This is a genomic window from Enterobacter sp. JBIWA003 (assembly GCF_019968825.1).
In the GTDB taxonomy this organism is placed as follows: Bacteria; Pseudomonadota; Gammaproteobacteria; order Enterobacterales; family Enterobacteriaceae; genus Enterobacter; species Enterobacter quasiroggenkampii.
The window spans coordinates 1,978,562-1,997,332 of sequence record NZ_CP074170.1 but is presented as its reverse complement, the minus strand read 5'-3'; the positions used below and the strand labels follow the sequence as shown (position 1 = coordinate 1,997,332).

The 18,771-nt window shown below is 53.9% G+C and carries 22 protein-coding genes and 1 other annotated feature; of the genes, 9 read left to right on the top strand and 13 right to left on the bottom strand.

All coding sequences use genetic code 11. The features are described 5' to 3' along the window. Window positions 1-13 precede the first annotated feature (13 nt). Window positions 14-138 (bottom strand) — a sequence feature (Phe leader region). From pheM to thrS, 5 genes are all read right to left on the bottom strand, one after another. After that, window positions 89-133 carry a pheST operon leader peptide PheM gene (gene pheM / locus KGP25_RS09525; RefSeq protein ID WP_001386830.1) on the bottom strand — a complete coding sequence of 15 codons (45 nt, stop codon included), beginning with the start codon at window positions 131-133 and terminating at the stop codon, window positions 89-91. (Overlaps the previous feature by 45 nt.) Before the next feature lie 117 nt (window positions 139-255). After that, window positions 256-612 carry a 50S ribosomal protein L20 gene (gene rplT, locus KGP25_RS09520; protein WP_000124850.1) on the bottom strand — a complete coding sequence of 119 codons (357 nt, stop codon included), beginning with the start codon at window positions 610-612 and terminating at the stop codon, window positions 256-258. Window positions 613-661: 49 nt separating this feature from the next. After that, on the bottom strand, window positions 662-859 hold the full coding sequence (rpmI, locus tag KGP25_RS09515) for a 50S ribosomal protein L35 (RefSeq protein WP_001124225.1): 198 nt from the start codon (window positions 857-859) through the stop codon (window positions 662-664). A 97-nt stretch (window positions 860-956) separates the two neighbouring features. Continuing rightward, window positions 957-1,499: a translation initiation factor IF-3 gene (gene infC / locus KGP25_RS09510; RefSeq protein ID WP_023616141.1), complete on the bottom strand. Its 543-nt coding sequence runs from the start codon at window positions 1,497-1,499 to the stop codon at window positions 957-959. Between the two features lie 3 nt (window positions 1,500-1,502). Continuing rightward, the gene (thrS, locus tag KGP25_RS09505) at window positions 1,503-3,431 is read right to left on the bottom strand and encodes a threonine--tRNA ligase (protein WP_025757343.1); all 1,929 of its coding nucleotides are present in this window, start codon (window positions 3,429-3,431) and stop codon (window positions 1,503-1,505) included. Window positions 3,432-3,755: 324 nt separating this feature from the next. On the opposite strand from thrS, the gene yncL reads away from it, so the two are divergent. Next, on the top strand, window positions 3,756-3,848 hold the full coding sequence (yncL, locus tag KGP25_RS09500; RefSeq protein WP_021241082.1) for a stress response membrane protein YncL: 93 nt from the start codon (window positions 3,756-3,758) through the stop codon (window positions 3,846-3,848). A 98-nt stretch (window positions 3,849-3,946) separates the two neighbouring features. Further along, window positions 3,947-4,054, top strand: a complete 108-nt coding sequence (gene yniD / locus KGP25_RS09495) for a small membrane protein YniD (protein ID WP_008500658.1) — start codon at window positions 3,947-3,949, stop codon at window positions 4,052-4,054. An 80-nt stretch (window positions 4,055-4,134) separates the two neighbouring features. Here the strand turns inward: yniD and KGP25_RS09490 are convergent, their stop codons facing one another. Next, window positions 4,135-4,893, bottom strand: a complete 759-nt coding sequence (locus tag KGP25_RS09490) for a YdiY family protein (RefSeq protein WP_021241081.1) — start codon at window positions 4,891-4,893, stop codon at window positions 4,135-4,137. A gap of 295 nt (window positions 4,894-5,188) precedes the next feature. On the opposite strand from KGP25_RS09490, the gene pfkB reads away from it, so the two are divergent. The 3 genes from pfkB (at window position 5,189) to KGP25_RS09475 (ending at window position 7,484) form a co-directional block, all read left to right on the top strand. Then, window positions 5,189-6,121, top strand: coding sequence for a 6-phosphofructokinase II (gene pfkB, locus KGP25_RS09485; protein ID WP_045910261.1), 933 nt, complete (start codon window positions 5,189-5,191; stop codon window positions 6,119-6,121). 106 nt (window positions 6,122-6,227) lie between these two features. Beyond that, entirely contained in the window at window positions 6,228-6,518 is a 291-nt protein-coding gene (gene ghoS, locus KGP25_RS09480; protein WP_008500661.1) for a type V toxin-antitoxin system endoribonuclease antitoxin GhoS, read from the top strand. A 105-nt stretch (window positions 6,519-6,623) separates the two neighbouring features. Next, on the top strand, window positions 6,624-7,484 hold the full coding sequence (locus KGP25_RS09475; RefSeq protein WP_008500662.1) for a fructosamine kinase family protein: 861 nt from the start codon (window positions 6,624-6,626) through the stop codon (window positions 7,482-7,484). Window positions 7,485-7,520: 36 nt separating this feature from the next. Here KGP25_RS09475 and KGP25_RS09470 read toward each other — a convergent pair whose 3' ends face one another. Further along, complete coding sequence (locus tag KGP25_RS09470; RefSeq protein ID WP_048222644.1) at window positions 7,521-8,057, bottom strand: YniB family protein; 537 nt, start codon at window positions 8,055-8,057, stop codon at window positions 7,521-7,523. Window positions 8,058-8,205: 148 nt separating this feature from the next. Here KGP25_RS09470 and hxpB point away from each other — a divergent pair, with 148 nt between their 5' ends. The 3 genes from hxpB to tcyP all read left to right on the top strand — a co-directional run bounded on the left by hxpB (window position 8,206) and on the right by tcyP (window position 11,088). Further along, window positions 8,206-8,877, top strand: coding sequence for a hexitol phosphatase HxpB (gene hxpB / locus KGP25_RS09465; protein WP_048027532.1), 672 nt, complete (start codon window positions 8,206-8,208; stop codon window positions 8,875-8,877). 101 nt (window positions 8,878-8,978) lie between these two features. Then, window positions 8,979-9,569 (top strand): metal-dependent hydrolase, encoded by a 591-nt coding sequence (locus tag KGP25_RS09460; protein WP_032644865.1) that lies wholly within the window; start codon window positions 8,979-8,981, stop codon window positions 9,567-9,569. Between the two features lie 127 nt (window positions 9,570-9,696). Next, window positions 9,697-11,088: a cystine/sulfocysteine:cation symporter gene (gene tcyP / locus KGP25_RS09455; protein WP_111966872.1), complete on the top strand. Its 1,392-nt coding sequence runs from the start codon at window positions 9,697-9,699 to the stop codon at window positions 11,086-11,088. A gap of 48 nt (window positions 11,089-11,136) precedes the next feature. Here the strand turns inward: tcyP and cedA are convergent, their stop codons facing one another. Further along, window positions 11,137-11,376 carry a cell division activator CedA gene (gene cedA / locus KGP25_RS09450; protein WP_045336128.1) on the bottom strand — a complete coding sequence of 80 codons (240 nt, stop codon included), beginning with the start codon at window positions 11,374-11,376 and terminating at the stop codon, window positions 11,137-11,139. Between the two features lie 203 nt (window positions 11,377-11,579). Between cedA and katE the strand changes: the two genes are divergently transcribed. After that, on the top strand, window positions 11,580-13,829 hold the full coding sequence (gene katE / locus KGP25_RS09445) for a catalase HPII (protein WP_223540310.1): 2,250 nt from the start codon (window positions 11,580-11,582) through the stop codon (window positions 13,827-13,829). 88 nt (window positions 13,830-13,917) lie between these two features. Here the strand turns inward: katE and chbG are convergent, their stop codons facing one another. The 5 genes from chbG to chbC form a co-directional block, all read right to left on the bottom strand. Beyond that, window positions 13,918-14,667 carry a chitin disaccharide deacetylase gene (gene chbG, locus KGP25_RS09440; protein ID WP_223540309.1) on the bottom strand — a complete coding sequence of 250 codons (750 nt, stop codon included), beginning with the start codon at window positions 14,665-14,667 and terminating at the stop codon, window positions 13,918-13,920. Window positions 14,668-14,678: 11 nt separating this feature from the next. Next, window positions 14,679-16,034: a 6-phospho-beta-glucosidase gene (locus KGP25_RS09435; RefSeq protein WP_223540308.1), complete on the bottom strand. Its 1,356-nt coding sequence runs from the start codon at window positions 16,032-16,034 to the stop codon at window positions 14,679-14,681. 109 nt (window positions 16,035-16,143) lie between these two features. After that, the gene (gene chbR, locus KGP25_RS09430) at window positions 16,144-16,962 is read right to left on the bottom strand and encodes a transcriptional regulator ChbR (protein WP_029740446.1); all 819 of its coding nucleotides are present in this window, start codon (window positions 16,960-16,962) and stop codon (window positions 16,144-16,146) included. 29 nt (window positions 16,963-16,991) lie between these two features. Then, a complete protein-coding gene (chbA, locus tag KGP25_RS09425; protein ID WP_032639846.1) occupies window positions 16,992-17,339 on the bottom strand; it encodes a PTS N,N'-diacetylchitobiose transporter subunit IIA in 348 nt (115 codons plus the stop codon). Between the two features lie 46 nt (window positions 17,340-17,385). After that, window positions 17,386-18,744, bottom strand: coding sequence for a PTS N,N'-diacetylchitobiose transporter subunit IIC (gene chbC / locus KGP25_RS09420; RefSeq protein ID WP_023311283.1), 1,359 nt, complete (start codon window positions 18,742-18,744; stop codon window positions 17,386-17,388). Window positions 18,745-18,771: the final 27 nt, after the last annotated feature.

Here is an 18,771-nt window from a genome sequence, read left to right as displayed (position 1 = left end):
CTCAAATTCAGGCACAAAAAAAGCCTCCATCGGGAGGCTTATCTGGCGCTGTTTTTCGTTTCATCTTTCACGCGCTAGCCTCCTGAAGTCAGGTGCTAAAGTAAAAGAAGAAGCGGAAAATAGCAGCATTCATGCTTGCGTTACCTTGTTGGGTAAAAACCGTTGAGACCTTATTGAAAAGCCTGCACGGGTAAATGTCAATCTTCTTACAGGGTTATATGAAAAGAGGGAGCCAGGCCCCCTCTCTCAACTGGCTTATGCCAGTGCTGCTTTCGCTTTTTCGACCAGAGCGGTGAACGCTACTTTGTCGAATACTGCGATGTCAGCCAGGATCTTACGGTCGATTTCAACAGAGGCTTTTTTCAGGCCGTTGATGAATTTGCTGTAAGAAATACCGTTCTGACGTGCTGCTGCGTTGATACGCGCAATCCACAGTTGACGGAACTGACGCTTACGCTGACGACGGTCACGGTAAGCGTACTGACCTGCTTTGATAACAGCCTGGAAGGCAACGCGGTATACGCGTGAACGCGCACCGTAGTAGCCTTTAGCTTGTTTCAAAATTTTCTTGTGACGTGCACGTGCAATTACACCACGTTTTACGCGAGCCATGTGTGCTCTCCTGTATCTATTCTAAGTTAAAAAAGTTAAACGAAACGACTTATGCGTACGGCAGGCACGCGATGACCAGGCCCAGATCGCCTTTAGAAACCATGGCTTTTGGACGCAGGTGACGTTTACGCTTGGTAGCTTTCTTAGTCAGAATGTGACGCAGGTTAGCGTGCTTGTGCTTAAAACCACCTTTACCGGTTTTTTTGAAGCGCTTAGCAGCACCGCGTACGGTCTTAATTTTTGGCATTTTAATAACTTCCACTTCGCATTGTTAAATAAACGAAACATAGGCGAACAAAACCTATGAAACCCGAAGGCTCCACAGATTTTGCTGCTTGAAGGCCTTACTGTTTCTTCTTAGGAGCGAGCACCATGATCATCTGGCGGCCTTCGATCTTCGTAGGGAAGGATTCGACTACTGCCAGTTCACTCAGATCGTCACGGACGCGGTTAAGCACTTCCATACCAATCTGTTGGTGGGCCATCTCACGACCGCGGAAACGCAGTGTGATCTTGGCCTTATCGCCATCTTCCAGAAAGCGAATCAGGCTGCGGAGTTTTACCTGATAATCGCCATCGTCGGTACCAGGACGGAATTTGATTTCCTTAACCTGGATAACTTTTTGCTTCTTCTTCTGTTCCTTAGAAGACTTACTCTTTTCATAAAGGAACTTGCCGTAGTCCATGATACGACAAACTGGCGGTTCGGCGTTAGGGCTGATTTCAACTAAATCTACTCCAGCTTCTTCAGCCTTTTCGATTGCTTCTCTCAGACTCACAATCCCCAGCTGCTCGCCTTCCAGACCTGTTAAGCGAACTTCCTGGGCGCGAATCTCGCCATTGATACGATTCGGACGTGCCGTTTGAACTCGTTTTCCGCCTTTAATACCTTATTCCTCCAGTTGTTGAAGACTGCGGCTGCGAATCTCTTGTTGCAGCTTCTCAATCACTTCACTTACGTCCAGGCTGCCCAGGTCTTTACCACGGCGGGTGCGAACGGCAACTTTGCCTGCTTCCACCTCTTTATCACCACAGACCAACATATACGGGACACGACGTAAAGTGTGCTCGCGGATTTTAAAGCCAATCTTCTCATTTCTCAAGTCTGCTTTTACGCGAATGCCCGCATTTTGTAGTTTCTGCGTCAATTCTTTAACGTAATCTGCCTGAGAATCGGTAATGTTCATCACCACCACCTGCACCGGCGCAAGCCAGGTTGGGAAGAAGCCGGCGAACTCTTCGGTCAGGATGCCGATGAAGCGCTCCAGAGAACCGAGAATGGCACGGTGAATCATTACCGGCACCTGACGCTCGTTGTCTTCGCCAACATAAGAGGCGCTTAAACGCTGCGGCAGGGAGAAGTCCAGCTGTACAGTACCGCACTGCCATGCGCGATCGAGGCAGTCATACAGGGTAAATTCAATTTTCGGACCGTAGAATGCGCCCTCGCCCAGCTGGTATTCGAACGGAATGCCGTTCTCTTCCAGCGCCACGGCGAGATCCGCTTCTGCGCGATCCCAGGTCTCATCGCTACCGATACGTTTTTCCGGACGCGTTGAGAGTTTGACCACGATCTTCTCGAAGCCAAAGGTGCTGTACATATCGTAGACCATACGGATACAGGCGTTAACTTCGTCACGAACCTGATCTTCGGTACAGAAGATATGCGCATCATCCTGCGTAAAGCCACGCACGCGCATCAGACCGTGCAGCGCACCTGATGGCTCGTTACGGTGGCAGCTACCGAACTCCGCCATACGCAGCGGCAGGTCACGGTAGGATTTCAGACCCTGGTTGAAGATCTGAACGTGTCCCGGGCAGTTCATTGGCTTGATGCAGTATTCACGGTTCTCAGACGAGGTGGTGAACATCGCATCTTTGTAGTTGTCCCAGTGGCCGGTTTTTTCCCACAGCACACGGTCCATCATGAACGGGCCTTTCACTTCCTGATACTGGTACTCTTTCAGCTTGGAGCGTACGAAAGTTTCCAGTTCACGGAAGATGGTCCAGCCGTCGTTATGCCAGAACACCATACCCGGCGCTTCTTCCTGCATGTGGTACAGGTCAAGCTGCTTACCGATTTTACGGTGGTCACGCTTCGCCGCCTCTTCCAGGCGCAGCAGGTAGGCGTTCAGGGCTTTTTTATCGGCCCACGCGGTACCATAGATACGCTGCAACATCTTGTTGTTGCTGTCGCCACGCCAGTAGGCGCCGGCGATCTTCATCAGCTTAAAGTGATGACAGAAGCGCATGTTCGGCACGTGCGGTCCACGGCACATGTCGACGTATTCTTCGTGATGGTACAAGCCAGGCTTGTCATCATGCGAAATGTTTTCGTCAAGAATCGAGACTTTATAGCTCTCGCCACGCTTCACGAAGGTTTCACGCGCTTCGTGCCAGCTGACTTTCTTCTTGATGACGTCATAGTTTGTTTCGGCGAGCTCGTGCATACGTTTTTCGAGCGCGTCGATATCTTCCTGAGTCAGGGTGTGGTCAAGGTCAACGTCGTAGTAGAAACCATTATCGATAACCGGACCGATCGCCATTTTGGTGTTTGGCCACAGCTGTTTGATGGCATGGCCTAACAGGTGCGCGCAGGAGTGACGAATGATCTCCAGACCTTCTTCATCTTTTGCGGTGATGATCGCAAGCGTCGCATCGTTTTCGATCAGATCGGAGGCATCTACCAGCTCACCGTTAACGCGGCCGGCGATAGTCGCTTTCGCGAGACCAGGACCGATGTCCAGGGCAACATCCATTGGGCTAACAGCATGGTCGAAATGGCGTTGGCTGCCATCAGGAAGAGTAATTACAGGCATTTTATATCCTTATTTGCAGTGATGCCCCACACATAAGAGCATATACAAAGAAAATAATCGTGATTTGACAATAGATTACGACACCATCTGACCAACAATCGTCAAATTGGTTCGTCATCATTCACCTGCCGGAAAATCAGACAACGCCGGATATACGGCAAGCCTTGCAATGTTAACACTAACAAAAGGGAGATTGCACCCTCTGCTGGCAGATTGATGTGCTGGCACTTTCGCATGAATTTGCAGGTCGCATGATCCCGGTGCTCGCATTTCAAAGATGCTGGGCTAATCTTGAACAGGTCTTTAAACCCAAAGGTGCATACTATGAACGTATCCAGTAGAACGGTTGTGATTTTAAACATCCTTTCCGCCACAGGTTTATTGTTGATTCTCGCCGAACGATTCCACTGGTTCTGAGCCGAACCCTGCGCTGGCATAACCCAATCGTTCCTGAGTAGGGGCATATTTCGGCCCTGTTTGGTAGACTGTGGGTATCAACGAACAAGGATTAGGTTATGCCAACAAAACGATTTGCCGTAAAACACTGGAAAATGGTGCTGGTGCTGATCGCCATCTGCGGCGCAATGCTGTTACTCCGTTGGGCGGCAATGATTTGGGGTTAGGGGCGAATACAGCTCATCAGAAGGGACATCACAAGACCAGACAGAATAAACGGGCCGACATGATCATCGGCCCGTCTTCATTACATTCTATAACCCAGTGAAACCGTGGTTCTGCGGTCGGTATGATCCGGTGCAGATTCGGGTGGTGAAGAGTTCCAGGTCACGTTGTAGGCGACTTTCAGACCAAAGTGTTCGTTAATGGCCACGTTCAGCGCCGTCTCAGAGTTCAGCGTCGTATCGTCGGCACCAAATACAGAAACACCCTGGGTAAATTTGGTGTTGTCAGTCATCTGCCAGGCATAGGTGCCGGAAGCGTAACCGAGCGGTTGGGTTTTGGTATCGCCATTGGTGTACTCGTCATAACGCACACCCGGACCGAATTCAAAACGGAGGCTGTGTACCGGACCGTTCAGGAACTGACGACCATAACCTGCGGTGAACACGTCACGCTGGCGATAACCATTGTAACGGTCGGTTAACCAGCTTGCCTGACCAAACAGGTAATCATAGTCGGTCATGTTGTAACGGCTACGTCCGCCAACCGCATATTTCTCGGAAGAACGTTCGTCATTAGCGGACGTATTGCTGGCATTACCCCACAGAGACCAGGCGGTGGTATTACCGTACCAGGTAAGCGTACTGTCCGCCGTCAGAGAAGAGCTTTTCGTGTTACCGGATTGTGCCAGGTACCCAGCGTTCAGGTTACCTTCAAACGGTTTTTTCGCGGTGGAGGGATCGTCCATGACAGTAAAAACGGAATCATCGGCGGTCGCGTTCATAGCCGCAAACACGCCACCCGCCAGCATCAGTGCAGCGGGAACTGTCTTTAAAAGCTTCATTTTATTAAGGAGTCCGTACAACAAAAAAAGAGACCACACGGTCCCGGAATCTTTCTTGAGGATCAATGACAAGGCGTCCAGAGAAAGGTAACAAATTATAAAAAGCCGCAAATAACATAGCAATGTTTTCTTATTTCATTTTTTGAATAAGAACGATCCCAAAAAGCGTTTTATTTTATATATCTCCGGTCTTACTTTTATTCAGTATTCATATTTAAAATCATACTGTTATTTACGTTGCCTTCCTGACAAATGGTGCCAGACTAAAAGGAACCCATGCTAAAAGGAGGTAATGATGGTTTCTATCTACACCCTGACGCTCTCCCCTTCCCTTGATTCCGCCACCCTGACGCCGCAGATTTACCCGGAAGGTAAATTGCGCTGTAGCGCCCCGGTCTTTGAGCCCGGCGGTGGCGGTATCAACGTGGCGCGCGCCATTACCCACCTCGGCGGCAAGGCCACGGCCATTTTTCCCGCAGGCGGTGCCACCGGCGAACACCTGGTCTCTCTGCTGGCAGATGAACAGGTTGCCGTAGAGACCGTCGAGGCGAAAGACTGGACGCGGCAAAACCTGCATGTCCACGTTGAATCCAGCGGCGAGCAGTACCGGTTTGTCATGCCGGGCGCGAAACTCACCGATGACGAGTTTCGTCAGCTTGAAGAGAAAGTACTGACCATTGAAAGCGGCGCGCTGCTGGTGGTCAGCGGCAGCCTGCCCCCCGGCGTCAGCACGGAAAAATTAACCGCGCTTATTCAGGCGGCGCAGCAACGCGGTATCCGCTGCATCGTTGACAGCAGCGGCGAGGCCCTGCAGGCGGCCTTAGTGCCGGGCAATCTTGAACTGGTCAAACCCAACCAGAAAGAGTTAAGCGCGCTGGTCAACCGCGACTTGACGCAGCCTGACGATGTGCGCACCGCCGCGCAGGAGCTGGTGCGCAGCGGCAAAGCGCGGCGCGTGGTGGTTTCCCTTGGTCCGCAGGGGGCACTGGCCGTCGATGAAACGTCGTCCGTTCAGGTTGTTCCTCCGCCAATGAAGAGCCAGAGCACGGTTGGCGCGGGTGACAGCATGGTAGGCGCGATGACGCTTAAGCTGGCGCAGGGCGCGTCACTGCAGGAGATGACGCGCTACGGAGTGGCGGCGGGTAGCGCCGCTACCATCAACCAGGGCACGCGTCTCTGTTCGCTGGCCGATACGCAAAAAATTGTCGATTATCTGTCCCGAAATTAACCCCTGTTCCCCTTCATCCTTATGGAGGGGAATGTCATCACCGAGTCGCCAAACGCAAACTATCGACTATGCTAAGAAAACTTCCATGATAACAATGAGGTGAATTATGAGCAGTGGTGACATCACCCGCTACGTCGTAACCGTCAACCTTCATGAAGCATCGCTGACCGAGCTGAATGAGCTCAACAACGCCTTCACCCGGGCTAATTTTCTCCTCACGCTCACGGATGACGAGGGCAATATTCATGATTTAGGCACCCTGGCATTTGGTCTGATAGGTGCCCTGAATAAAGAAGAGGTTCATGCGCTGGCCGCCAGTCTGGTGGAAAGTGTGACCGACAAGCCAGCCGAAATTGACGTCGACACCTGGGAAAGCTGGCAGAAAAAAGAACAATAAGTGCCCTGTATGAAATTAAACCGCTCAGGTGTGCGTTAGTTCGTATTTTTTTACCGCAATAATGCGCTAACTTTATGATCTGGCAGACAACATGGGAGAGTCAACATGTGGCAGGCTATCAGTCATCTTTTAAGTGAGCAGCTGGGTGAAGGTGAAATTGAACTGCGTAACGAACTGCCAGGCGGAGAGATCCACGCCGCGTGGCATTTACGCTACGCAGGGCGCGATCTCTTCGTAAAATGCGATGAACGTGAGCTGCTTCCGATATTTACCGCCGAAGCCGATCAGCTTGAACTGTTGTCGCGCAGTAAAACGGTGACGGTCCCGCAGGTGCTGGCCGTCGGTAGCGACCGCGATTACAGTTTTCTGGTCATGGAATATCTCCCCGCCCGTCCGCTGGATGCCCATAACGCTTTCATTCTTGGCCAGCAGCTAGCACGTCTCCATCAGTGGAGCGACCAGCCGCAGTTTGGTCTCGATTTTGACAATGACCTCTCCACCACGCCACAGCCCAATGCCTGGCAGCGCCGCTGGTCGACCTTTTTTGCCGAGCAGCGTATTGGCTGGCAGCTCGAGCTTGCCGCCGAGAAAGGGCTGGAATTTGGCAATATAGACGCCATCGTCGAGCACGTGCAGCAGCGTCTGGCCTCCCACCAGCCTCAGGCGTCTCTGCTCCACGGTGATTTGTGGTCCGATAACTGCGCGCTGGGCCCCAACGGCCCCTATATCTTCGACCCGGCCTGCTACTGGGGTGACCGAGAGTGTGACCTTGCCATGCTGCCGCTGCACCCTGAACAACCGCCGCAGATATACGACGGGTATCAGTCGGTTTCGCCCCTGCCGCCCGGCTTCCTCGACCGTCAACCGGTGTACCAGCTTTATACGCTGATGAACCGCGCCATACTTTTTGGTGGGGAACACCTGGTTAACGCACAGCGTGCGCTTGAGCGCATGCTTGCCGCCTGAGACGCGAACGGGTGGCCTTGCCGCCACCCGTATCGGTTACAGAAAACCGAGCAGTGAGAAGAAGAAGTATCCTGCCACAATGATAATCACGGGAAGGATATAGAGCGGGAAGATCTGCAGGAAAATGGTGTGACGCGGCACAACAATGCGGGATTCAATCTGCTCCCGGCTCATGCCTTCCGGGCCTTTGGCCTGCTCCAGAATGAGCTGGTCCTCAACACCCTCGCGTAAAAAGCGCGTCTGACGGCTCATTCGCGCGCCAGAGGCCTGCAGCGCCAGCGCAACAAAGATCAGGGCGTATATCACCCAAAAGCCGATATTCAGCTGATGGTGAAAATCCGGGGTGGGTGAGTTAAACCAGAAGACATTCAAGAATGGCGTATTAAAACGCATCATCTCAATCATCACATGCGCAAAATCAAGCATAACCGCATTGATACCCGGCTGTTTTTCGCTGTGATCGTACATAAATTTGAGTACAGAAATCAGCGTAGAAATGACGGCAGGAATAAAAATCACCCAGCCAGCAATACGTTTTAAGACCGCAATGCGTCCAGCTTGTTGATACGTCATCAGTTCCTCTTCATAAAGACGCGTTATTTGTGCCTAAGTCTACCTGCTGGTCATCAATTTCGCCCGCTCTTTAAAAGCAATATGCTAAATTGCAGAGTGTGCTTAGCACTTATCGTCTGTCGAACACCCTGGATAAGGAGACGTTGTGATGTCGACACCGCGCCAAATTCTTGCCGCAATTTTTGACATGGATGGATTACTGATCGATTCCGAACCGTTGTGGGATCGCGCTGAACTGGACGTCATGGCCAGCCTGGGCGTGGATATCAGCCGCCGTAATGAACTTCCCGATACGCTGGGCCTGCGCATCGATATGGTGGTTGACCTGTGGTATGCCCAACAGCCGTGGGCTGGACCAGGTCGTGATGAAGTGACCGCGCGCATTATCAGCCGCGCCATTTCGCTGGTAGAAGAGAGCAAGCCGCTGCTGCCAGGCGTACGTGAGGCAGTCGCGCTGTGTAAAGCCCAGGGACTGAAGGTCGGCCTGGCCTCGGCTTCACCGCTGCATATGCTGGAAAAAGTGCTCATCATGTTTGAACTGCGCGACAGTTTCGACGCGCTTGCCTCCGCTGAGAAATTGCCTTACAGCAAGCCGCACCCGCAGGTCTATCTGGACTGTGCCGCTAAGCTCGGTCTGGATCCCCTCAACTGCGTTGCGCTGGAAGATTCCGTTAACGGCATGGTGGCCTCTAAAGCCGCGCGGATGCGTTCCATTGTGGTGCCTGCGGAAGAAGGCCGCCACGATCCCCGGTTCGCGCTTGCCGATGTGAAGCTACATTCACTGGCAGAACTGACGGCGCGCCATCTGCAGGGCGGTTAACGCCCTCCTCCGGTTTGTGACAAACAGTTACACCGTCACCTCTTCCGCCTACTGTATAAAAACCCTATACTGTATGAATTGACAGTTTTGTGGGTTTTATCATGACGGCGGAAGGCCACCTGCTTTTTTCTATCGCGTGCGCAGTATTTGCCAAAAACGCTGAACTCACCCCCGTGCTGGCACAGGGGGACTGGTGGCATATCGTCCCTTCCGCCGTATTGACCTGTCTGCTGCCCGACATCGACCACCCCAAGTCCTTCCTCGGACAGCGCCTGAAGTGGGTATCGAAACCCATCGCCCGCGCGTTTGGCCACCGGGGGTTTACGCACAGCCTGCTGGCCGTGTTTGGCCTGCTGACGCTTTTCTATTTAAAAGTGCCCGAAAGCTGGATCGTCCCCGGTGATGCCATTCAGGGGATGGTGCTGGGATATTTAAGCCATATTCTGGCCGATATGCTGACGCCCGCGGGCGTACCGCTGCTGTGGCCCTGCCGCTGGCGCTTCCGTTTTCCCATTCTCGCACCGCAGAAAGGGAACCAGCTGGAGCGCGTCTTGTGCATGGCGCTGTTTGCTTACGCCGTCTGGATGCCGCAAACGTTGCCCGAAAACAGTGCAGTCCGCTGGTCTTCCCAGATGATTAATTCGCTGCAATTTCAGTTCAATCGCTTTATTCATCACCAGATTGAACAGTAAACCAACAAAATTATCCCATTTGTCATAACCCATTCCATTTGGATATAAGCGCTACATCACACTTCTGCTAACCTTCCGCCAACAGGATCGGTAAAAACCGACCCGATAATAAATCAGGAGAACGGGGATGAATTTTCCACTCATCGCGAACGTCGTTGTGTTCGCTGTATTGCTATTGCTTCTCGCGCAGGCGCGCCACAAACAGTGGAGCCTGGCGAAAAAGGTGCTGGTTGGTCTGGCCATGGGTGTCGTATTTGGTCTGGCATTACAGGCAATTTATGGCTCCGATAATCCAGTTCTGAAAGATTCCATTCAGTGGTTCAACATTGTCGGTAACGGCTATGTCCAGCTGCTGCAGATGATCGTTATGCCGCTGGTCTTCGCCTCTATTCTGAGCGCCGTTGCCCGCCTGCATAACGCGACCCAGTTGGGAAAAATCAGTTTCCTGACCATCGGCACGCTGCTGTTCACCACGCTGATTGCCGCGCTGGTGGGTGTGCTGGTCACTAACCTGTTTGGCCTGACTGCAGAAGGTCTGGTTCAGGGTACCGCTGAAACGGCGCGTCTGAACGCGATTCAGACCAACTACGTTGGGAAAGTGGCTGACCTGACCGTGCCGCAGATGGTGCTGTCCTTCATTCCGAAGAACCCGTTTGCTGACCTGACCGGTGCGAGCCCAACCTCGATCATCAGCGTGGTTATTTTCGCCGCGTTCCTGGGCGTAGCGGCGCTGAAGTTGCTGAAAGACGATGCGCCAAAAGGCGAACGCGTGCTGACCGCAATTGACACCCTGCAAAGCTGGGTGATGAAGCTGGTCCGTCTGGTCATGCAACTCACCCCTTACGGCGTGCTGGCGCTGATGACCAAAGTGGTTGCCGGCTCTAACCTGCAGGACATCATTAAGCTGGGCAGCTTCGTTGTCGCCTCGTATCTCGGCCTGGGCATTATGTTCGTGGTGCACGGCATCCTGCTGGGCGTGAACGGCGTCAGCCCGCTGAAGTACTTCCGTAAGGTCTGGCCGGTACTGACCTTTGCCTTCACCAGCCGTTCCAGCGCCGCATCTATTCCGCTGAACGTGGAAGCGCAAACCCGTCGTCTGGGCGTGCCTGAATCTATCGCCAGCTTCTCTGCCTCCTTTGGTGCCACCATTGGTCAGAACGGCTGTGCGGGTCTGTACCCGGCGATGCTGGCGGTAATGGTTGCTCCTACAGTCGGCATCAACCCGCTGGATCCGGTCTGGATCGCCACGCTGGTCGGGATTGTCACCGTAAGCTCCGCAGGCGTTGCGGGTGTTGGCGGAGGCGCAACCTTCGCCGCGCTGATTGTGCTGCCTGCGCTGGGTCTGCCCGTGACGCTGGTCGCCCTGCTGATCTCCGTTGAGCCGCTGATCGACATGGGTCGTACCGCGCTGAACGTGAGCGGCTCCATGACCGCCGGTACGCTGACCAGCCAGTGGCTGAAGCAGACCGACAAAGCGATTCTGGAAAGTGAAGACGACGCCGAGCTGGCGCACCGCTAAACACGTTAGAAATAAAAAAACCGCCTGATGGCGGTTTTTTTATGGCTGTTATTCTTCAACCTCTTCATCCTGGCGGATCTGCATCGCCCACCGCTGTGCGGACTCCGGCACCGTAAAGGTGGGAGAGCGACGGAAATGCTCGCCGACCAGCACAAAGGCCACGTATTTCCCCCGTAACTGCCACACATCGCGAAAGCCCTCCACTTTCAGGGCATGGTCTGGCGGCGCGGGCTCAACGCGGGGCACATAGCTAATAACCTGGCGGTTTTGTTGACGAAGAGGTTTCATAAGCAACGGATTCACTAAAGCAAATTCTTGAAGCAGGAAAATTCTATGATAGCCGATCCTGCTGCCTTCCGTCGCGCTCCGAGTGGGTGAGATGGCTCCTTTCGCTAATCACAGCATATGAAAACTCTTAGTTCGCGAACCATGTCGCGACATTGTTCTATCCTTAATAGGGTTTTTAGCAATGGATAAAGGAGAAGCGTGCAATGTCGAACAAAGATAAAACACATCAATCACCCATTCATGGCACTGAAGAATCTCAACCGGGTATGGACTCTCTCGCCCCTGCTGACGGCTCTCACCGCCCCTCCCCTGGTCCCTCCGCACCGGGCGAACAGCCTACCGCACCGGGAAGCATGAAATCGCCGGACACGGGAAACGAGAAGCTGAAATCTCTTGAACCACACCGAAAAGGCGGTGAAGGTTTCGCGCTCACGACCAATCAGGGCGTACGCATTGCTGACGATCAAAACTCCCTTCGCGCAGGCACGCGCGGGCCGACCCTGCTGGAAGACTTTATCCTGCGGGAAAAAATCACCCATTTTGACCACGAGCGGATACCGGAACGCATCGTCCACGCGCGCGGTTCCGCGGCGCACGGCTACTTCCAGCCCTACAAGAGCCTGAAAGCGATCACCAAAGCGGATTTCCTCTCCGACCCGGATAAAATCACCCCGGTGTTTGTGCGTTTCTCCACCGTGCAGGGCGGCGCGGGGTCAGCAGATACCGTCCGGGATATCCGCGGCTTTGCCACCAAGTTTTATACCGAAGAGGGTATTTTCGATCTGGTCGGCAATAACACGCCGGTGTTTTTCATTCAGGACGCGCATAAATTTCCTGACTTTGTCCATGCGGTAAAACCGGAGCCCCACTGGGCCATACCGCAGGGACAAAGTGCGCACGACACCTTCTGGGACTATGTTTCCCTGCAGCCTGAAACCTTACACAACGTGATGTGGGCGATGTCAGACCGCGGCATTCCGCGCAGCTACCGCACCATGGAAGGGTTTGGTATCCATACCTTCCGTCTGATCAATGCCGAGGGGAAAGCCACATTTGTCCGCTTCCACTGGAAGCCTGTCGCGGGTAAAGCCTCGCTGGTGTGGGACGAGGCGCAGAAGCTGACCGGGCGCGATCCGGACTTCCATCGCCGTGAGCTGTGGGAATCCATTGAAGCGGGCGACTTCCCGGAATACGAGCTTGGCCTGCAGCTCATACCGGAAGAGGACGAATTTAAGTTCGATTTCGACCTTCTGGACCCGACGAAGCTGATCCCGGAAGAGCTGGTGCCGGTGCAGCTGGTGGGTAAAATGGTGCTTAACCGTAACCCGGATAACTTCTTTGCCGAAAACGAGCAGGCCGCGTTCCACCCGGGGCATATCGTGCCGGGGCTGGACTTCACCAACGATCCGCTCCTGCAGGGACGCCTGTTCTCCTATACCGATACGCAGATTAGCCGACTCGGCGGGCCGAACTTCCACGAAATTCCGATTAACCGCCCAACCTGCCCGTATCACAACTTCCAGCGCGACGGGATGCACCGTCAGGATATTGATACCAACCCGGCAAACTATGAGCCGAACTCCATCAACGATAACTGGCCGCGTGAAACGCCTCCCGGACCGAAACGCGGTGGATTCGAATCGTATCAGGAGCGTATCGATGGCAATAAAATTCGCGAGCGCAGCCCCTCGTTCGGTGAGTATTACGCCCACCCTCGCCTGTTCTGGAACAGCCAGACGCCGATTGAGCAACAGCACATCATCGGCGGTTTCAGCTTCGAGCTGAGTAAAGTGGTGCGCACCTACATCCGCGAGCGCGTGGTCGATCAGCTGGCGCATATTGATATTCAGCTTGCCCAGAGCGTCGCGGATAACCTGGGCATTACGTTGACCGATGAGCAACTTAACCTTGCTCCGCCGAAAGAGGTTAACGGCGTGAAGAAAGATCCGTCGCTGAGCCTGTATGCGGTGCCGGGCGGCTCGATTAAAGGCCGCGTGGTCGCCATTCTGCTGAACGACAAAACCCGCGCCAGCGACGTGCTGGGGATTATGCAGGCGCTGAAAACCCAGGGCGTGCATGCCAAACTGCTCTATTCCCGCATGGGTGAAGTGACGGCCGACGATGGTTCTGTGCTGCCGGTCGCGGCGACCTTTGCCGGTGCGCCATCGCTGACCGTCGATGCGGTGATCGTGCCGTGCGGGGATATTGCCAGCCTGCTGACCAACGGCGACGCCGTCTATTATCTGCTGGAAGCCTATAAGCACCTGAAGCCGATCGCGCTGTCCGGCGACGCGCGACAGTTCAAAGCGCAGCTGAAGGTGGCCGATCAGGGTGAGGACGGGATTGTCGAGGGAGATAACGTTGACGATGCCTTTATGACGAAGCTGTTTGATTTGCTCGCCGCGCACCGTGTCTGGTCGCGAAGCAGCAAGATCGATCAGATTCCGGCGTAAAAAAGCCGGGTGGCGCTTGCGCTTACCCGGCTTACATGTCGATTGCTTTTGTAGGCCCGGTAAGGCGAAGCAGCCACCGGGCTTAATCTCAAAGATCCCCAAACGTCCCCAACCGATACCCGCGCTCGGCAATGGCGTATTTCAACGACGGCGACGTCAGCACATCCAGCTCCGCCAGACGCGGCCAGCAGTAGGCGCTTTTACGCACGGTGTTATCGACAAAGGCAGGATGTGCCATGACCTCCAGCGACCGTTCACCCCGCGCGGCGGAATCATCCAACACCTTCAGGAACAGTGCGTCGTCAATCTCGTCGCCGTAAAACGCGCTGCTGAACCCCTCAGTGGATGTAACGGTGCAGTCCGGCAATCCCTGCACCTCGCGATCCACGCGCATCGCCACGCCTTTGCGCTGTGCAAACCCGGCGACAAGCGGGAAAATCGCCGGGATCATATGCACGTGGTGATGGCTGTCGATATGCGTCGGCGCCTGACCAAACACATCAACGAAGCGGTTGAACTGACACTCCAGCTCGCGGTCAATCTCTTCGAGCGGCAGAGCCCCCTGCTCCGCCAGCTCCCAAATCCATTTACCCAGTTGGCCATCGCGCGTCAGGCCCGGCATTGGCGAAAGCGGCATCCCGAGCGTCAGCACAAAATGCATGCCGACGCCCAGCTCCGGCACCTCGCGGCTCAGCTGCGCCGCGTGTTCAACCGCCTCACCATTAACCAGCGCCGTTGTAGAGGTCACAACCCCCCGGCGACAGGCTTCAATAATGCCGTAGTTCTGGCCTTTCGAGAGGCCAAAATCATCAGCATTAACGATCAGCAGGTTTTCCATTGTGCGTCCTCTTATTGCTGTTTGAACTTCAGCTTCTCGATCGTGGCGGCAAAGTTCGGCAACCATTTTTCATGCGCCAGGATCATCTCGCTGGCCAGTTGCTCCGCGTCGCGGTCAGAATGCACCAGCGGGCTGAGGTTCAGGGCCAGCAGCACGTCATTGAGCTCACCGCTCAGCGCCGCGTTGCTTGCCGCCACTTCAAAGCCTTTGATGGTGTGGATCAGCCCCATGACCTTGTCATCGAAGTGGGTGATGCGTGGATGCGGTTTAGCGCCCTCGCGTCCCAGGATGCAGGTCATTTCGACGGCCCAGTCAGCCGGAATATTGTCGATATGGCCGTGGTGCGGCACGTTGACATAGTGCTCCGCCTGCTTGTCGTTGTAGATGGCGTTGATCACTTCACATGCCGCATCGGAGTAGTAGGCCCCGCCGCGCTGCTCCAGCTCTTTCGGTTTGACGTTCAGGTTCGGGTCTTTATACAAATCGAACAGTTGCTTCTCAACCTTCTGAACGATCTGCGCACGCGCGCCGCCCTTATAATACTCGCCCATTTCGATGGCCAGCATCTCTTTCTGCTTGAAGTAGTAAAGCAGGTACGAGCAAGGCAGCAGATTCAGCGAGCGGATCAGCCCTTCGCTGAACGGCAGGTCAAAGATGTTTTTCACCGATGCCGCCGTCAGACGACCGGAGGCCACGCCGTCGAGGAGCTCGGCAAAGCGCGATTTTCCGTTCACGATGACATCTTTAATAAACACCATGTGGTTCAGGCCGAACAGATCGATGGAGAGATCGTCGCTGTCGGTCAGCGCCAGCACGTCGCGGATAAACATCTTCATGCCGATCGGAATGTTGCAGACGCCGATAAAACGTTTGAAGCCGGTATGACGATAGACCGCTTCAGTGACCATGCCGGCCGGGTTGGTGAAGTTAATGACCCACGCGTTCGGGCAGATCTCCTGTACGTCTTTGACGATGTCGAAAATGACCGGGATAGTACGCAGGCCTTTAAACAGGCCGCCTGCGCCGTTAGTCTCCTGCCCCAGATACCCGTGGCTCAGCGGAATACGCTCGTCCAGCTCACGTGCCTTCAGCTGGCCGACGCGCAGCTGGGTGGTGACGAAATCCGCATCTTTCAGCGCCAGACGACGATCGAGGGTTTTATGCACGGTCAGAGGCACGCCCGCTTTTTCCACCATGCGCTTGCACAGATCGAAAATAATATTCAGCTTCTCCTGACCTTCCTCAACGTCCACCAGCCATAATTCGCTGACCGGTAATTCATGATAACGTTTCAGGAAACCTTCAAGTAATTCCGGGGTATAGCTGCTGCCGCCACCAATGGTTACGACTTTTAATTTCTTCTGCATAATATCTCCCTTAGCGTATCAGGTTAATCGCCTGCAAGGTATAGCGTGCTCTTCCCGCTATTTGGGCAAGCCATTAAAGCAATATTCGTGGCGGGTAATCCGCCGAAAGTTAATTAATTACCGTCAAATTTTTCCGGTAACTGTTCGGTGTGAATGACGTCAATTTCTTAAAGGTTTTAATAAACAGGCTGGGACTGCTGTATCCTGACTCGTAAGCAATATCGGTGACAGAATAGTTGGTAATTTCCAGCTGTTTTTTAGCAAAATTAATGCGGATTTCATTAATAATTTGCACGGGCGTTTTACGATAATAACGCTGCGTCGCACGGGTCAGATATTCCTGGGATTTGCCCGACAGAGAGACCATATTTTCCAGCGCATTTTCGCTGAACTGGCCTTTGTCGTGCATCAGCTCAACGGTGCTGCGTAGCCATTGCGGAATATCATCCGTCACCTGCTGCTCTTCACGATGATGACGCAGCCGGTTCATCACGTAGAAGGTCACCGTTTCAATAAACTCATCAAATTCATTGTCGCGGAAGTTAAGCGAGGCGATCACCGTTTCAATCCAGGTCATGAACTCGTTTTTGACCCGATAGACCTGAGAGGCCACAAAGCAGAACGGCACCAGCGGCAGATAGTGCTTCTCGAAGAAACGTCTGCTGACGCCCACATTCAGAATGCGGGTGGCACCAAATTCGTAAAAGCTCTGGTGATAAGACCCCATCGGCAGGAAGACGAAATCCCCTCGTTCAAGCAGGACGCGCTTACCGTTGATCTCCTGATAGTAGCGACCGGTCAGAACAATCGTGAATTCGTAGTAGTCATGCTGGTGCAGACCACTGGCGCTCTCCGTCTTGTTGTAGATAACCACGTGAAAATTTTTGCCATTAAACAGCTGCTGTTCAAGTGCGGTTTTAATTTCCATCGTGCTGACCTCCTGCTACTCAGTCTGACTTACTGCATCTTCTCGTGAAGCTCAATGAGCTCCGCCACCAGCTCACGTGCCAGCATCGAGGTCATCAGGTGATCCTGCGCGTGAACCAGCACCAGGCTGACCTTCATCTTCCCTTCGCCCTGATCGCTTTCAATCAGCTTTGTCTGCACCAGGTGCGCTTCGTTCAGCGCCGTGCGGGACTGTTCCATCATGGTTTTCGCCGCGGCGAAATCCCCCTGCTTGGCCTGCTTCAGTGCGGCATAGGCCAGGCTGCGGGCCTGCCCGGAGTTGATGATAAGCCCCATCACCACTTCTTCCAGATCGTTCTCGGCGGCGTCGTCTGCGACAATACTATCCAAATCTAACATGTTTAAGCTCCTTGTGGCTGGCGCGGGTTTCCCCGCGCCGTCAATCTTAGAATTTCAGTGAGAGGGCAATATCCTCTTCGCTCTCTTCTTCATCAATGATGGTGGCGGCTTTGTTCGCAATCGCCACGAATGGCATGTACAGCAGGGTGGCAATCCCGAGGTTGAATATCGCCAGCAGGAAGGCCGCGACGCTGCCGTTGGTGTTGAAGAAGGCGCCCAGACCCGCCGGCATGGTCCACGGTGCAATGTTGGTAACCGGTGGAATGATGCCCATGTAGTACGCCGTCAGGGTGATAGCGGCCAGCAGCGGCTGAATCAGGATGAACGGAATGAACATGACCGGGTTCATGATGATTGGCAGACCGAACAGGATCGGTTCGTTAATCTGGAAGATGCCTGATGGCAGCGCCAGCTTCGCCACCTGACGATAGTCAGCACGACGAGAGACAATAAAGACCGCGATGATCAGACCCAAGGTCGCCCCGGTACCGCCCAGGAAGATATAGGAGTCAAGCATCGGCTTCGCCCACACATGGAAGGTTTTACCCGCTGCCAGCGCCGCGTCAACGGAGCCGTACTGCTGATAAAGTGCAACGTTTTCCAGTGCCCATGGGGTCATAATTCCGCTGTCCAGCGCAGCCAGTGCCAGTGAACCATGCACGCCAAAGAACCACAGCAGAGAGGTGAAAATCACATACGCCCAACCGACCACGCCCCCCATCGACGCCAGCGGCGTAGAGATAGAGTCCATGATGATCTGGTGGAAGTTTGTGCCCCAGTGAGAGAGCGCCCAGGCAATAATCCCCATGATGGAGAGAATAATGAAGCCTGGAATCAACGCGGAAAATGAACGGGATACAGAAGCCGGTACGCTATCCGGCAGGCGAATCACCCAGTTTCGACGGATGATAAAGGTGAACATCTCTGCCACCACCAGGCCGATAACAATACCGGAGATGATGTTAGCCCCACCCAGCCAGTTGGCGCCAACGGCATAGGCTTCACCCACGCTGTAAGGCGTGACGGTCATAAAGGCGGCGACGGATAATAACCCGGCGGCCAGCGGATCGACCTTACGCTCTTCTGCCAGCGCCATCCCAATAAAGAAAGGCGCCATCAGCGACATAATCCCCAACGTACCGTTATAGACGTTGCCGCCGATGGCTTTAAAACCATTAAGGGTTTCAATAGTGGAAGCGTCTAACCGAATTCCTAATGAATAAAAGAAGGAACCTTCACCAAAGCTCAGAAAAACGTTGTTAATTAAAACGAACATGGCCCCGGCCAGCGTCAACGGCATTAATTTAATAAAGCCGTTTTTGATGGCATTAACGTGAGGCTGCTTTCCTATTTTAACAGCAAAAGGAAGGAGTACCTTTTCAAGTGAAGCGATGACTTTACTCATAGGAAAATACCCTTAAATGCCGTAACG

Bases quoted from the DNA above. Each gene is read 5' to 3' on its own strand.
- katE (WP_223540310.1), top strand. From the start codon at position 11,580: ATGTCGAACAAAGATAAAACACATCAATCACCCATTCATGGCACTGAA.
- KGP25_RS09435 (WP_223540308.1), bottom strand. From the start codon at position 16,034: ATGCAGAAGAAATTAAAAGTCGTAACCATTGGTGGCGGCAGCAGCTAT.
- rpmI (WP_001124225.1), bottom strand. From the start codon at position 859: ATGCCAAAAATTAAGACCGTACGCGGTGCTGCTAAGCGCTTCAAAAAA.
- KGP25_RS09460 (WP_032644865.1), top strand. From the start codon at position 8,979: ATGACGGCGGAAGGCCACCTGCTTTTTTCTATCGCGTGCGCAGTATTT.
- chbG (WP_223540309.1), bottom strand. From the start codon at position 14,667: ATGGAAAACCTGCTGATCGTTAATGCTGATGATTTTGGCCTCTCGAAA.
- cedA (WP_045336128.1), bottom strand. From the start codon at position 11,376: ATGAAACCTCTTCGTCAACAAAACCGCCAGGTTATTAGCTATGTGCCC.
- chbR (WP_029740446.1), bottom strand. From the start codon at position 16,962: ATGGAAATTAAAACCGCACTTGAACAGCAGCTGTTTAATGGCAAAAAT.
- pfkB (WP_045910261.1), top strand. From the start codon at position 5,189: ATGGTTTCTATCTACACCCTGACGCTCTCCCCTTCCCTTGATTCCGCC.
- chbA (WP_032639846.1), bottom strand. From the start codon at position 17,339: ATGTTAGATTTGGATAGTATTGTCGCAGACGACGCCGCCGAGAACGAT.
- yniD (WP_008500658.1), top strand. From the start codon at position 3,947: ATGCCAACAAAACGATTTGCCGTAAAACACTGGAAAATGGTGCTGGTG.
- ghoS (WP_008500661.1), top strand. From the start codon at position 6,228: ATGAGCAGTGGTGACATCACCCGCTACGTCGTAACCGTCAACCTTCAT.
- KGP25_RS09475 (WP_008500662.1), top strand. From the start codon at position 6,624: ATGTGGCAGGCTATCAGTCATCTTTTAAGTGAGCAGCTGGGTGAAGGT.
- rplT (WP_000124850.1), bottom strand. From the start codon at position 612: ATGGCTCGCGTAAAACGTGGTGTAATTGCACGTGCACGTCACAAGAAA.
- tcyP (WP_111966872.1), top strand. From the start codon at position 9,697: ATGAATTTTCCACTCATCGCGAACGTCGTTGTGTTCGCTGTATTGCTA.
- chbC (WP_023311283.1), bottom strand. From the start codon at position 18,744: ATGAGTAAAGTCATCGCTTCACTTGAAAAGGTACTCCTTCCTTTTGCT.
- thrS (WP_025757343.1), bottom strand. From the start codon at position 3,431: ATGCCTGTAATTACTCTTCCTGATGGCAGCCAACGCCATTTCGACCAT.
- KGP25_RS09490 (WP_021241081.1), bottom strand. From the start codon at position 4,893: ATGAAGCTTTTAAAGACAGTTCCCGCTGCACTGATGCTGGCGGGTGGC.
- hxpB (WP_048027532.1), top strand. From the start codon at position 8,206: ATGTCGACACCGCGCCAAATTCTTGCCGCAATTTTTGACATGGATGGA.
- KGP25_RS09470 (WP_048222644.1), bottom strand. From the start codon at position 8,057: ATGACGTATCAACAAGCTGGACGCATTGCGGTCTTAAAACGTATTGCT.
- yncL (WP_021241082.1), top strand. From the start codon at position 3,756: ATGAACGTATCCAGTAGAACGGTTGTGATTTTAAACATCCTTTCCGCC.